11 protein-coding genes are annotated in these 12,864 nt (G+C 64.6%); 7 read left to right on the plus strand and 4 right to left on the minus strand.

The window, feature by feature from the left end:
- Nucleotides 1-61: 61 nt before the first annotated feature.
- The 4 genes from LRX75_RS01470 to LRX75_RS01485 all read right to left on the minus strand — a co-directional run bounded on the left by LRX75_RS01470 (nucleotide 62) and on the right by LRX75_RS01485 (nucleotide 5,616).
- Nucleotides 62-1,447 (minus strand): FAD-containing oxidoreductase, encoded by a 1,386-nt coding sequence (locus tag LRX75_RS01470; RefSeq protein WP_231811431.1) that lies wholly within the window; start codon nucleotides 1,445-1,447, stop codon nucleotides 62-64.
- Nucleotides 1,444-1,932, minus strand: a complete 489-nt coding sequence (locus tag LRX75_RS01475) for a DUF4126 family protein (protein WP_231811432.1) — start codon at nucleotides 1,930-1,932, stop codon at nucleotides 1,444-1,446. Before LRX75_RS01475 ends, LRX75_RS01470 begins: the two co-directional genes overlap by 4 nt.
- A 387-nt stretch (nucleotides 1,933-2,319) precedes the next feature.
- The gene (gene dinB, locus LRX75_RS01480) at nucleotides 2,320-3,534 is read right to left on the minus strand and encodes a DNA polymerase IV (RefSeq protein ID WP_476748525.1); all 1,215 of its coding nucleotides are present in this window, start codon (nucleotides 3,532-3,534) and stop codon (nucleotides 2,320-2,322) included.
- Between the two features lie 3 nt (nucleotides 3,535-3,537).
- Nucleotides 3,538-5,616, minus strand: a complete 2,079-nt coding sequence (locus LRX75_RS01485) for an ATP-dependent helicase (protein ID WP_231811433.1) — start codon at nucleotides 5,614-5,616, stop codon at nucleotides 3,538-3,540.
- 284 nt (nucleotides 5,617-5,900) lie between these two features.
- Here LRX75_RS01485 and LRX75_RS01490 point away from each other — a divergent pair, with 284 nt between their 5' ends.
- The 7 genes from LRX75_RS01490 to LRX75_RS01520 all read left to right on the plus strand — a co-directional run bounded on the left by LRX75_RS01490 (nucleotide 5,901) and on the right by LRX75_RS01520 (nucleotide 12,756).
- Nucleotides 5,901-6,356: an RbsD/FucU family protein gene (locus LRX75_RS01490; protein ID WP_231811434.1), complete on the plus strand. Its 456-nt coding sequence runs from the start codon at nucleotides 5,901-5,903 to the stop codon at nucleotides 6,354-6,356.
- Between the two features lie 276 nt (nucleotides 6,357-6,632).
- Entirely contained in the window at nucleotides 6,633-7,325 is a 693-nt protein-coding gene (locus tag LRX75_RS01495; protein WP_231811956.1) for a FadR/GntR family transcriptional regulator, read from the plus strand.
- Nucleotides 7,322-8,503: a PLP-dependent transferase gene (locus tag LRX75_RS01500; RefSeq protein ID WP_231811435.1), complete on the plus strand. Its 1,182-nt coding sequence runs from the start codon at nucleotides 7,322-7,324 to the stop codon at nucleotides 8,501-8,503. Before LRX75_RS01495 ends, LRX75_RS01500 begins: the two co-directional genes overlap by 4 nt.
- A 33-nt stretch (nucleotides 8,504-8,536) precedes the next feature.
- A complete protein-coding gene (locus tag LRX75_RS01505; protein ID WP_231811436.1) occupies nucleotides 8,537-9,796 on the plus strand; it encodes an ABC transporter substrate-binding protein in 1,260 nt (419 codons plus the stop codon).
- Between the two features lie 87 nt (nucleotides 9,797-9,883).
- Nucleotides 9,884-10,810, plus strand: coding sequence for a carbohydrate ABC transporter permease (locus LRX75_RS01510; protein WP_231811437.1), 927 nt, complete (start codon nucleotides 9,884-9,886; stop codon nucleotides 10,808-10,810).
- Nucleotides 10,811-10,812: 2 nt separating this feature from the next.
- Nucleotides 10,813-11,637 carry a carbohydrate ABC transporter permease gene (locus tag LRX75_RS01515; RefSeq protein WP_420851125.1) on the plus strand — a complete coding sequence of 275 codons (825 nt, stop codon included), beginning with the start codon at nucleotides 10,813-10,815 and terminating at the stop codon, nucleotides 11,635-11,637.
- A gap of 3 nt (nucleotides 11,638-11,640) precedes the next feature.
- Entirely contained in the window at nucleotides 11,641-12,756 is a 1,116-nt protein-coding gene (locus LRX75_RS01520; protein WP_231811439.1) for an ABC transporter ATP-binding protein, read from the plus strand.
- The last annotated feature ends 108 nt before the right edge of the window (nucleotides 12,757-12,864 follow it).

Here is a 12,864-nt window from a genome sequence, read left to right on the forward strand (position 1 = left end):
AAGCGAATCGCTTCTGCCAAATCATGAAGAAAGGTCCCCGGATAAAGCCGGGGGCCTTTTTCTATGAGGCGGCATCGACGGGCGTCATGCCGAGAACGAGGGTCGGCCAGAATTCCGAAACGGTGGGATGGATTGGCACGGCCCAGCGCAGATCGTCGTACCGGGCGCCGACATTCATCATGGCGAGCACGCCATGAATGGCCTCGTCGCCACCCGTGCCGAGAATGGCCGCGCCGATGATCTCGCGCGTGTCCGCATCGGCGACGATCTTCATCAGCCCCTGCGTTTCGCCTTTCTCGACGGCCCGACCGACGCGCGTCATCGGCAGACGTCCGACGAGGATCCGCCTGCCGGAGGCGCGGGCCTCCCGTTCGCTCATGCCGACGCGGCCGAGCGGCGGGTCGATGTAGAGCGCGTAACCGGGCACGCGGTCGGAAACCTTGCGGGCCTCGCCATCCAGCAGGTTCGCCGCGATGATCTCGAAATCGTTGTAGGCGGTATGGGTGAAGGCGCCGCGGCCGTTGCAGTCGCCCATCGCCCAGATACCGGGTGCCGTCGTGGCAAGCGCGTCATCCACGACGATGTAGCCGCGTTCATCCCGCGCGACGCCTGCGCTTTCGAGCCCGAGATCGTCCGTATTGGGCTTGCGCCCGGTCGCAAGCAGGATGTCGGAGCCGCGAATGGCGGGCTCGCCCTTCGTGCAGCTGACGCCGACGATCACGTCGTCGCCGTCGCGCGAGAAGCGGATGCACTCCGCCGCCGTCCGAACCGCAATACCCTCGCCCTCCAGCACCGCTCGGATCGCGTCCGATATCTCCTCGTCTTCCCGCGCGACGAGTCGCGGCCCTTTCTCGACAATGGTGACCGCGGCGCCGAACCGGCGATACATCTGCGCGAATTCCAGGCCGATATAGCTGCCGCCGACGATGACGAGGTGTTTCGGCACCCGATCGAGCATGACGATGTCGCTGTTGGTCATGGCGGGGACGTCATGAATGCCAGGAAAATCCGGGATGGCGGCGCGGCCGCCGACATTGATGAAGATCTGCGGCGCGGACAGACGCTCCTCGCCGACACGTACCGTCGTGCGGTCCTCGAAGCGCGCATGGCCACGGATCAGCGTGACGTTTTCAAGCCCCTCCAGCCATCGCTCGTTGCTCTCGCGGCTGTCGAGCGTGATCCTGTGCGACCGGCGAAACACGGAGGGCATGTCGATCGTCACGCCGCCGCCGACGACAACCCCGAAATCCGCAGCCCGCCGGGCGATATGGGCGGCGTGCGCGCTGGCGACGAGCGCCTTGGTCGGCTTGCAGCCGGTGTTGACGCAGGTGCCGCCCACATGCTTGCGCTCGATGATGGCGACGGTGCGGCCGGCGGCGGACAGGCGGGCGGCGAGCGACGGGCCGGCCTGACCGGCACCGATGATGAGCGCGTCGAACGTCCTCATGCGGGAATCGGCATGGAGGCGGAGACGGGCAGGGCGCTCATGATGAGAAATGCGCCGATGATGGCGATGGCGTCCTCGACAAAGGCTGCCGGCCGATCGCGGCCGAAGCTGGCCGCGAGACGGCCCCGGAGCGCGGCCCCACCGAGGGTGCCGGCGATGGCGCCGAGAAGACCGGCAAAGAGGCAGATCAGCCAGCCGCCGGAGGGCGTTCCGATGACCGCGCCGCACAGCGCGCCGACGACGACGCGGATGGCGAACTGCACCGGCACCTTGCGGCTCGGCGTTGTCGGCAGCTGGTCGGTGACATATTCGCCGAGTGCGAGAACGGTGAGGATGCCGGCCGCCCAGATCGAGCCCATGAAGGATGCCCAGGACCCGGAGAGATCGATCCATCCGAGCGTTGCGGCCCAGGCGATGGCCGCCGGTGCGGTCATGGCGCGCAGGCCGGCGATGACGCCGATCAGAAATGCGAGAAGCAAGAGCATGAAACCTCCAGGGCCGGATCGGCATGTCCAATGCAATCACGGACTGACATTGTAAACAAGGGCGGCGGTATCGGAGGTCTGTCCGCGCAGCTTCGGGGGTCCGATCTTGCTCTCCGTTTTCTGCATAGCTGCACTGCAACATTGCCTCTCGTAAGGGCAGGGATGTCCGGGTACATATGATCCCGACGAAGCGATGCACCTCCTCCCGCATCCCTTCGTGTTTCGAACGCTCCCCTCCTCCTCCCAGGCCCGTTCGAAGGAATGGCGACATCCTCCTCCCAGTCGCCGTTCGGTTCTTATCGAAAAGCCTGCCGCACCTCCTCCCGCGGCAGGCTTTTTCGTTTTGAGCTTATCCATTTCTCTGGCGGCGTCCGCAGGCGCCGAGACCTACAGGCCGAGATCCAGTTGCGGTTCCGCGCCCGCGTCGGCATCTGCCCCACTCGTCGTCAGCGAGGATAGCGTCACGCCGAGAAGCCGCACGGGCCGGCGAAAGGGATGAACCGTCGCCAGCAGCTGGTCGGCGACATCGAGAACCTCCTCGATCCGGGCAAAGGTCGACGCCACCGTTCTCGCACGCGTCGCCTGCGTGAAATCCGCATATTTGATTTTCACCGTCACCGTCTTGCCGGCGATGTCGTGCGCCTCGCAGTACCGCCAGACCTTTTCCGCCAGCGGGCGCAGCTCGGCCTCGGCGAGGGCGAGGTCTGAGATGTCCTCGCTGAACGTGTCCTCGGCGCCGACCGACTTGCGGATGCGGTCCGACCGCACGCGGCGCTCGTCGATGCCGCGCGCGATCCCGTGGAAATACGCGCCGGACTTGCCGAAATGCTGCTGGAGATAGGCGAGCGGCTTCATCTTGAGATCGAGGCCCGTCTCGATCCCGTGCTTTTTCATCCGCTCTGCCGTGGCCGGGCCGACGCCGTGGAATTTCTTCACGGGCAGGGCCTCCACGAAGGCCGGGCCGTTCCTGGGCGTGATCACGAACTGACCATTGGGCTTGCGCTGGTCGGACGCCATCTTTGCCAGAAACTTGTTGTAGCTGATGCCGGCCGAGGCCGTGAGCCCGGTGGCGGCAAAGATCCGGGCACGGATCTCTGCGGCGATCTCGGTCGCGATCTCCATGCCCTTCAGGTTTTCCGTGACGTCGAGATAGGCCTCGTCCAGCGATAACGGCTCGATCAGGGGCGTATAGTCCGCAAAGATCTCCCGGATCTGCTGCGACACGGCGCGGTAGACCTCGAAGCGCGGTTTGACGAAGATCAGGTCCGGGCATTTGCGCTTGGCCGTGACCGATGCCATGGCGGAGTGCACACCGAACACTCGGGCTTCGTAGCTCGCTGCCGCCACCACGCCGCGCGCGGCCGATCCGCCGACGGCGACGGGCTTGCCGCGAAGCTCGGGATTGTCCCGCTGCTCGACCGAGGCATAAAAGGCATCCATATCGACATGGATGATCTTGCGCACCGGCCCATCGCCGGGCTGAAGCGTGGCCACCGGTGCGGCGTCTGCAGGGGGAGACGCCAGCGCGTCTGCCAGATCCGCCGCCTCGCGGGCTGCTGCGTCTGCTGCCGTTTCCGGCAGGGTCGGAGCACCCGTCTGCATGGCCTAGCTCCACATGCCGCGCATGCGGGCGGCGACGTCGATGCGGATCTCGCGGGCACTGCGCTCGGAGGCGGAGGCCGAAACCAGCGGCCAGGTGGCACTCTCGAAGAACTGCAGCAGCGTTGCGGGAATGAAGCGCGTGCGCGCGGCATAGACATGCCGATCGCCCTGCGGGTTCTGCCCATGGGTGAAAAAGCGCTGCGGCGTGATCAGCGACAGGCTGTCTTTCGCCCGTGTCATGCCGACATAGAGAAGACGGCGCTCCTCCTCGATCTCCTGCGTCGTCCCGGTTCCAAGATCCGAGGGGATGCAGCCATCGACCACGTTGAGCATGAAGACGGATCGCCATTCCTGCCCCTTGGCGGAGTGGATGGTGGAGAGGATGAGGTAATCCTCGTCCAGCAGCGGCACGCCGGCCTGGTCGCTCGTCGCATCCGGCGGATCGAGCGTCAGCTCCGTCAGGAAGCGCTCGCGCGAGGCATAGCCGGTGGCGATCTGCTCCAGCTGCAGGAGGTCGGCCTTGCGCGTGTCGGCATCCTCATGGATGCGGTCGAGATGCGGCTCGTACCACATCCGCGCGAGACCGATCTCCGCCGGCCAGCCGGGGCCGGCCTTTCGCAGGCTTTCCAGCAGAGTGACGAAGCGGCTCCAGTCGTCGCCGGCGCGGGGCGGGGCTGGTATTTCGGCAAGAGCCGCAAGCGGCTCGGGATCGGCAGCGATCGCATCGAGGATCTTGCCGGCCGTCTGAGGCCCCACACCCGGCAGCATCTGCAGCAGCCGGAACCCGGCCACCCGATCGCGCGGGTTCTGCGCGAACCGCAGCACGGCCAGCATGTCCTTGACATGCGCGCTGTCGAGAAACTTCAGCCCGCCGAACTTCACGAAGGGAATATTACGCCGCGTCAGTTCGACTTCCAGCGGCCCGCTGTGGTTGGACGAGCGGAAGAGCACGGCCTGCTGCTTCAGCGTCATGCCTGTTTCGCGGTTGGCCAGAACCTGCTCGACGATGAAGGCGGCCTGATCGGTCTCGTCCTTCACCGTCACCAGCTTCGGCCGCTCCGCCGACTGGCGCTCCGTCCACAGGTTCTTGGTGAACCGCTCGCGCGCGAGATCGATGACGCCATTGGCGGCGGCGAGGATGGTCTGGGTCGAACGGTAATTGCGGTCGAGCGTGATGACGTCGGCCGCCGGGCTGAAGGCGCCGGGGAAATCGAGAATATTGCGGACGGTAGCGGCGCGAAAGGCATAGATGGACTGTGCGTCGTCGCCGACCACGGTCAGGCCGCGACCGCCGGGCTTCAGGGCCATCAGAACCGAAGCCTGCAGCCGGTTCGTATCCTGATACTCGTCCACCATCACATGGTCGAAACGGTCCCCGATATCCTGCGCGAGGCCGGGATCGGACACTATCTGCGCCCAGTAGAGCAGGAGGTCGTCGTAATCGAGCACGTTCTGGGCCTGTTTGGCGGCGACATACGCGGCGAACAGGCTCTTCAGCTGTGCTTCCCAGCCGGCGACCCAGGGAAAATGCAGGCGGAGCACATCGGCGAGCGGCGTCTGCGAATTCACCACCCTCGAATAGATGGAAAGGCAGGTGCCCTTGGTCGGAAACCGGCTTTCCATCTTGGAGAAACCGAGCTCGTGCCGCACGAGGTTCATGAGGTCGGCGCTGTCCTCGCGGTCGTGAATGGTGAAGTCGATATCGAGACCGATCTGCTCGGCATAGATCCGCAACAGCCGCGCGCCGATGCCGTGAAACGTGCCGGACCAGGCAAGGGCGTCGGTGAGAACGCCGGCATTGGCGCCGAGCACCTTCCGGCAGATCCGCTCGACCCGTCGCGCCATGTCCGACGCCGCGCGGCGCGAAAATGTCATGAGAAGGATGCGCCGGGGATCGGCTCCATGGACGATGAGATGGGCGACGCGGTGCGCGAGCGTGTTGGTCTTGCCCGATCCCGCCCCGGCGATGATCAGGAGCGGACCTGCGACGGTGTCGGATGTCGTTCCGTTGGAAACGATGCCATGTTCGACGGCCTGGCGCTGTCGCTCGTTCAACGTCTCCAGATAGGCTACCGCCGCCATGCCGTCTTCCCCGTGCTGCCTGCATGTTCCGCACCCCTTCACGGAATCGTCGCGCCGGGGGCTTGGGAACAAATAACGAACATATCAGCCGGGGAAACGCTTGAACAGAGGGCCTGCGAGACGCCGAGGCTTATCCGCTCAAATGTTAGCGCTCGATCACGCCTTTGGTCTGGTCTCGATCGACCCGGAGCGGTACATCGTCAGGGGCTTCCCGGCAGAAGCCGTGACGGAGGCCTTCGGGACGAGCGGCGGGCGCCGCGACGAAGACGTAATGGGAGGTAATCTTGCTGAAGAACATTCATCCGGCACTCGGTGCCGACGTGCTGCATGCCCTGCGGTCCATGGGACATGGCGATACGCTCGTGGTGTCGGACACCAATTTCCCCACCGATAGCGTCGGACGGCAGACGGTCATCGGCCGGCCGCTGTCGATGGCCAATCTGAGCGCACCGCAGGCGATCGCGGCGATCCTCTCCGTTCTGCCGCTGGACACGCCGCTGCAGAATTCGGCGTGCCGCATGGAAGTGATGGGCGCACCGGACGAGGCGCCAGACGTGCAGTGCGAGGTTCAGGCGGAGATCGACCGCGCGGAGGGCAAGCCGTGCCCGATGTACGGCATCGAACGCTTCGCTTTCTACGATCTGGCGAAGAAAGCCTATTGCGTCATCTCGACGGGGGAGACGCGGTTCTACGGCTGCTTCCTGTTGACCAAGGGCGTCATCCCACCGGCAGGCGCGTAGCGCGCAGCCATTCCACCATCGCCGACGTCGGCCGCCGGTAACTGGACGGTCGACCTTCACCTCGTGCCGCTGAGCGATCATGCGGCACGGGGCTGATTTTGTGCGCCCACTGCATGGCGAAGGTTCATCTTTAAAGGTTCATTAGCGCGAGGGCATGAAGAAGCGGCGATGGCCGCTTGACAAAATCGGCAAGGCATTCTCAATTGGCAGGATGTCAGACCAATTTTTCTTCAACGAGTCCTGATCGTGAGCGTATCGCCCCGTGCACCGACCCACATCGAGCCCTTGCCACCCATAAACAGGGCGCAGCAGGTAGAGACGGCGCTGGTGCAGTATGTGGAGCATGCCGGCCTCAAGGCCGGGGATCGGTTGCCGGCCGAGCGTGAGCTGATGCTGGCGCTCGGCGTCGGCCGCTCGACCATCCGCGAAGCGATCGGCAAGTTTCAGGCGCTGGGCGTGGTCGAAAGCCGTAAGGGCAGTGGCAACTACCTGCTGAAGCCGATTTCCGCCGGCACGGTCCATATGCCGCTCTCGTTCGAATCCGTCGGTCTTCGCGACGCCCTGTTGATGACGCTCGAGGTTCGCCGCGGCATCGAGGTCGAGGCCTCCATGGCCGCCGCCCGCCGCCGGACGGAAGCGGATCTCCAGATCATCGAAGCCCGCCTCGACGAGATGGAGGCGGTGCACCTTGCCGAGGGCACGTCGGGCAAGGCCGATCTCGCGTTTCATCTGTCGATCTACGACGCCACCCACAACCCGCTGTTTGGGCAATTGCTCGAACAGATGCGGGGCGGTTTCGAGCGCTTCTGGTCGAAGCCCTTCGACCGGCCGGATTTCGCGGCGCGCTCCTTTCCTTTCCACCGGACGCTCTTCGATGCGATCGCTGCAGGCGACGCGGAGGCTGCGCGGACGGAAACGCTGAAAATCCTCGCCATCGTCGAGGAAGATATCAAGGACATGTCGAAATGACCCAAGGCCACGATCTCTTCGATCCCGCCTCGCTGATCGTCGCTCATGACGAGACCCACGCGTTCGAGGCTGTCGTGCCGCCGATCGTGCAGACTTCGCTCTTCACCTTTTCGAGCTATGACGAGATGGTCGCGACCTATCGCGGCGAGCGCAGCCGCCCGGTCTATACCCGTGGCCTCAACCCGACTGTGCGCCTGTTCGAGGAAATGCTGGCAAAGCTCGAAGGCGCGGAAGATGCGCTGGGCTTTGCAAGCGGCATGGCGGCGATCTCCTCGACGGTGCTGTCCTTTGTCGAGCCCGGCGACCGGATCGTCGCCGTCCGGCATCTCTATCCCGACGCATTCCGCCTGTTCGGCACCTTCTTCAAGCGCATGAACATCGCTGTGACCTATGTCGACGGTCGCGACGAGGCGGCCGTCGAGGCGGCCATGCCCGGCGCCAAGCTCTTCTATATGGAAAGCCCGACGAGCTGGGTCATGGAGGCGCATGACGTTGGCGCACTTGCGACCATCGCCCGCCGTCACGGCGCGATCTCTGTCATCGACAACTCCTGGGCAAGCCCGATCTTCCAGCAGCCTCTCTCGCTCGGCTGCGATCTCGTGCTGCATTCCGCCTCGAAATATCTCGGCGGCCATAGCGATGTCGTCGCCGGCGTCGTCGCGGGGCCGAAGGCGCTGATCGACCGTATCCGCGGCGAGGCCTATCCCTATCTCGGCGGCAAGCTGTCGCCGTTCGACGCCTGGCTCATCGTGCGGGGCCTGCGTACCCTGCCGATCCGCATGAAGCAGCATCAGGCGTCCGCTTTGGAGATCGCCACGCGTCTGCAGGCGATGGATGCGGTGGAGACCGTGTGCCACCCGGGCCTCGCCAACCGCCTGCCACCGGGACTAAACGGCACATCGGGCCTCTTCTCCTTCATCTTCCGCGAGGGTGTCGACGTCCGGGCCTTTGCCGACAAACTTCGCCTCTTCAAGCTCGGCGTGTCCTGGGGCGGGCATGAAAGCCTGATCGTTCCCGGCGAGGTCGTGCTGGAGCAGAAGGCACAGCCGAATTCCGCCCATACCTTCGGCATCAGCGCCCGGTCCGTCCGCCTGCATGTGGGGCTGGAGGGGACCGAGGCGCTCTGGGCCGATCTGGAACCTGCCATCCACGCCGCGACATCCGCGGCGGCGGCCTGAGACCGACATTCCAATCAAAAAAGGGAGAACAGCATGAAACGCCTGATCGCAGCCACACTCTTTACCGCCCTGATGGCCGGCACCGCGCTGGCCGACACCACCCTGAAGCTTGTCGAGGTCATCACCAGCCCGGAGCGCACCGAGACGCTGAAGAGCATCGTCTCCACCTTCGAAAGCGCCAATCCGGGCACGAAGGTCGAAATCGTCTCGCTGCCCTGGAGCGACGCTTTCCAGAAGTTCGCGACCATGGTCTCGGCCGGCGACGTGCCCGACGTTATCGAAATGCCGGACACATGGCTCTCGCTCTATGCCAATAACGGCATGCTGGAGAGCCTGGAGCCCTATCTGAAAGAGTGGGAACACACCAAGGACCTCAGCGCCCGCACGCTGGAACTCGGCCGCGACGTCAAGGACACGGCCTATATGCTGCCCTACGGGTTCTATCTCCGGGCGATGTTCTACAACAAGAAGCTCCTCGAACGGGCCGGCGTCACTGAACCGCCGAAAACGCTGGAAGCGTTCGCCGAGGCCTCCAAGAAAGTGTCCGCCATTCCCGGCAAGTACGGCTATTGCCTGCGCGGCGGCCCGGGGGGCCTGAACGGCTGGGTCATGTTCGGCGCCAGCATGGCGGGCTCTAACAGCTTCTTCAACGAAGACGGCACCTCGACCTTCGACAGCCCCGGCTGGATCAAGGGTCTGACCTATGTGGTCGATCTCTACAAGAACGGCTACGCCCCGAAGGACAGCGTCAACTGGGGCTTCAACGAGATCGTCGCCGGTTTCTACTCCGGCACCTGCGCCTTCCTCGATCAGGACCCGGACGCCTTGATCGCGATCGCGCAGCGCATGAAGGCCGAGGACTTCGGCGTCATGACCATGCCGAAGGGCCCGGATGGCAAGACCTTCCCCACCATCGGCTTTGCGGGCTGGTCGATGATGGCATCGTCGGCCAACAAGGACCTCTCCTGGAAGTTGATCTCGACGCTCGAAGGGCCGGAAGGCAACATCGCGTGGAACAAGAAGACCGGCGCCCTGCCGGCTCTGACGACGGCCGAGAAGGACCCGTTCTACCAGAGCGAACAGTTCAAGGGCTGGTTTGCGGAGCTTGCCGACACCAACGCCGTGCCGACGACCATGCCGACCTATCTGGAAGAGTTCGCCTTCTTCAAGGACTCGCTGGTCATCAAGACCTCGCAGGAAGCGCTGCTGGGCGACATCACGCCGGAAGAGCTTGCCAAGCAGTGGGCGGACTACATGACCAAGGCGCAGAAGAAGTTCCTCGCCGCGAAGTAACCCTCGTCGAGATCCCGGCGCGCAGCCATGCCGTTGCGCGCCGGTCTCCGCCCTCATGACAGCGCCGGACCCTCAGGTGACGACACCATGACCTCTTCCTCGACCGGCAGCCGCCCGCGCAAGCCTTTCGCCCGCCGGCTTGCCGATGCCGCAGAGCCATGGCTCTACACGGCACCCGTTCTCGTGCTGATCGTCGCCGTCATGTTGGTGCCGCTCGTGCTCGGCCTGTCCTACGCGTTCCGCGATATCCAGCTGCTCAATCCGTTCTCCGGCGGGTTCGTCGGGCTCGACCATTTCCGCGAGCTTTCGCAGGATGCGGCGTTCTACCGCGCGCTGCGCAACACGCTCTGGTGGACCGGCGCATCCGTCTTTCTCCAGTTCTTCTTTGGGCTCATCCTGGCGCTTCTCCTCGACAAGCCGTTTGCCGGACGCGGCCTCGCGCAGGCGCTGGTGTTCCTGCCCTGGGCCGTCCCGACCTTTCTTGCCGGGCTCAACTGGGCGTGGATGTTCAACCCGGTCATCGGCCCGCTGCCGCACTGGATGGTCTCGCTCGGCATCCTGTCGGCACCGAACAACATCCTCGCCGATCCGCAGCTCGCCATGTGGGGTCCGATCATCGCCAATGTCTGGTGGGGTATTCCGTTCTTCGCGATCACGCTTCTCGCGGCGCTTCAGGCCATCCCGCGCGATCTCTACGAGGCGGCTGCGATCGACGGTGCCAATCCGTTGCAGCGCTTCACCTCGATCACGCTGCCCTTTCTCGCGCCGACCATCGCCATCACGGTCCTCCTGCGCACGGTCTGGATCGCCAACTTCGCCGATCTCATCATCGTCATGACCAATGGCGGCCCCGCCGATCGCACCCAGATCGTCGCCAGCTACATTTTCACCCAAGCCTTCAAGCGGCTCGATTTCGGCTATGCCTCGGCCATCGCGCTGGTCCTCCTCGTGCTGCTGCTCGCCTACTCCATGGTGATCGTCGTCATCCGCCAGCGCCTGATCGAGAAGGATTGAGCATGAACATCCTTCTCACCATCGCGCACCGTCTGGCCATTCTCGCCTATGTCGTCTTCGCCCTGTTTCCGCTCTACTGGCTGCTCAAGGTGTCGGTGACGCCGAACGACCTGCTCTACAGCGAGGGCGTGCGCATGTGGCCGTCGCATGCGACGCTCGAGCATTATCGCTACGTCATCGAGAACAGCGCCTTTCCCACCTTCTTCCGCAACAGCCTGATCGTCGCCGGCTCCACGGCGCTGGCGGTTACGCTGATCTCGTCGCTCTCGGGCTATGCGCTCTCCCGCTTCGTCTTCCGGGGCAAGTATGCCGTCGTGGCGCTGATGCTGATCACCCAGATGTTTCCGCTGGTCATGCTGGTCGCGCCGATCTTCAAGATGCTGTCGCCCCTCGGGCTGACCAACAGCCTGACGGGCCTCGTCATCGTCTACACCGCATTCAACGTGCCGTTCGCCACCTTCCTCATGCAGTCCTTCTTCGACGGCATTCCGAGGGATCTGGAGGATGCGGCGATGATCGACGGGGCGAGCCGGTTCACCGCCTTCCGCCAGATCATCCTGCCGCTGACGCTGCCGGGCATCGCCGCCACGCTCGGCTTCGTCTTCACCGCCGCATGGAGCGAGCTGCTCTTTGCGCTCATGCTGATCTCGGGCAACGACAGCGCGACATTCCCGGTCGGGCTGCTCACCTTCGTGTCGAAATTCTCCGTCGATTTCGGGCAGATGATGGCGGCGGGCGTCATGGCGCTGGTGCCGGCCTGCCTCTTCTTCCTCCTGATCCAGCGGTATCTCGTGCAGGGCCTGACGGCCGGCGCGGTGAAAGGGTAACTCATGGCCTCCATCGAAATGCGTGATATCGTCAAGACCTATGGAGACCACCCGGTGCTCCACGGGGTCGATCTGTCGATTGCGGACGGCGAGTTCATCGTTCTCGTCGGTCCCTCCGGCTGCGGCAAGTCCACTTTGCTGCGGATGATCGCGGGTCTGGAATCGATCTCGTCCGGAACGATGTCGATCGACGGGCGCGAGGTCAACGATCTCAAGCCCAAGGACCGCGACATCGCCATGGTGTTCCAGTCCTATGCGCTCTATCCGCATATGACCGTCGCCGACAATATGAGCTACAGCCTGCGCTTGCGCCGCACGGCGAAGGAGAAGATCGCCGCCGCCGTTGCCGCCGCCTCCGCGAAGCTCGGCCTCGATCCGTTCCTCGCCCGGCGCCCCAAGGCCCTCTCCGGCGGGCAGCGGCAGCGCGTCGCCATGGGCCGCGCCATCGTGCGGCAGCCGAAGGCCTTCCTGTTCGACGAGCCGCTCTCCAATCTCGATGCGCGCCTGCGCGAGCAGATGCGGGCCGAGATCAAGCGCATGCATGCCGAATTCGGTGCGACCTCCGTCTACGTCACCCACGACCAGATCGAGGCCATGACGCTCGCATCGCGCATCGTCGCGATGAATGCCGGCGCGGTGCAGCAAATCGGCGCGCCGCTCGAGCTCTACGACCGGCCTGCCAACCTCTTCGTCGCCGGCTTCATCGGCTCGCCGGGCATGAACATGCTGGACGGCACGATGGTCTCCGACAACGGGACAAGCCTCGTGCGCCTGACGAACGGAACGACGATCGCGCTGGGGCAGGCGGTCGATCTGCCCGAGGGAACATCCGTTACGCTCGGCATCCGTCCCGAGCATGTCGCCATTCGCCCAGTGACCGGAGGCGTTGCGGCGTCCGTCGAACTGATCGAGCCGACCGGGCTTGGCATCATCCTCCACCTCACCGTACACGGGCTGCCGTTCAAGATCTTCACTAGCGACCGTGCGCTCCTCGCGCCGGGAACGAACCTTACCGTCGGCTTTCCCGCTGAGCGTCTGCATCTGTTCGGCCCGGACGGTCGCCGGATCGCGCTCGCCACGCCGGACGGCAGCATGCCTTTGTCGCTGACGGCGTCGTGATCGTCGAGCGACATCTTTCGGGGAACCGAACGGGTGGTTTCCGCCTTTCCGGGCTGCAGACGACGCCGACCGTGGTCTGCGTCATCATCCCATAAAGACGGAGTTCTC

Origin of the sequence: Rhizobium quercicola (genome assembly GCF_021168455.1) — a bacterium.
GTDB lineage: Bacteria > Pseudomonadota > Alphaproteobacteria > Rhizobiales > Rhizobiaceae > Ferranicluibacter > Ferranicluibacter quercicola.

What these genes read in the sequence shown, in the direction of transcription:
- LRX75_RS01510 (WP_231811437.1), top strand. Translation starts at nt 9,884, where the DNA reads ATGACCTCTTCCTCGACCGGCAGCCGCCCGCGCAAGCCTTTCGCCCGC.
- LRX75_RS01500 (WP_231811435.1), top strand. Translation starts at nt 7,322, where the DNA reads ATGACCCAAGGCCACGATCTCTTCGATCCCGCCTCGCTGATCGTCGCT.
- LRX75_RS01505 (WP_231811436.1), top strand. Translation starts at nt 8,537, where the DNA reads ATGAAACGCCTGATCGCAGCCACACTCTTTACCGCCCTGATGGCCGGC.
- LRX75_RS01520 (WP_231811439.1), top strand. Translation starts at nt 11,641, where the DNA reads ATGGCCTCCATCGAAATGCGTGATATCGTCAAGACCTATGGAGACCAC.
- LRX75_RS01475 (WP_231811432.1), bottom strand. Translation starts at nt 1,932, where the DNA reads ATGCTCTTGCTTCTCGCATTTCTGATCGGCGTCATCGCCGGCCTGCGC.
- LRX75_RS01470 (WP_231811431.1), bottom strand. Translation starts at nt 1,447, where the DNA reads ATGAGGACGTTCGACGCGCTCATCATCGGTGCCGGTCAGGCCGGCCCG.
- LRX75_RS01485 (WP_231811433.1), bottom strand. Translation starts at nt 5,616, where the DNA reads ATGGCGGCGGTAGCCTATCTGGAGACGTTGAACGAGCGACAGCGCCAG.
- dinB (WP_476748525.1), bottom strand. Translation starts at nt 3,534, where the DNA reads ATGCAGACGGGTGCTCCGACCCTGCCGGAAACGGCAGCAGACGCAGCA.
- LRX75_RS01515 (WP_420851125.1), top strand. Translation starts at nt 10,813, where the DNA reads ATGAACATCCTTCTCACCATCGCGCACCGTCTGGCCATTCTCGCCTAT.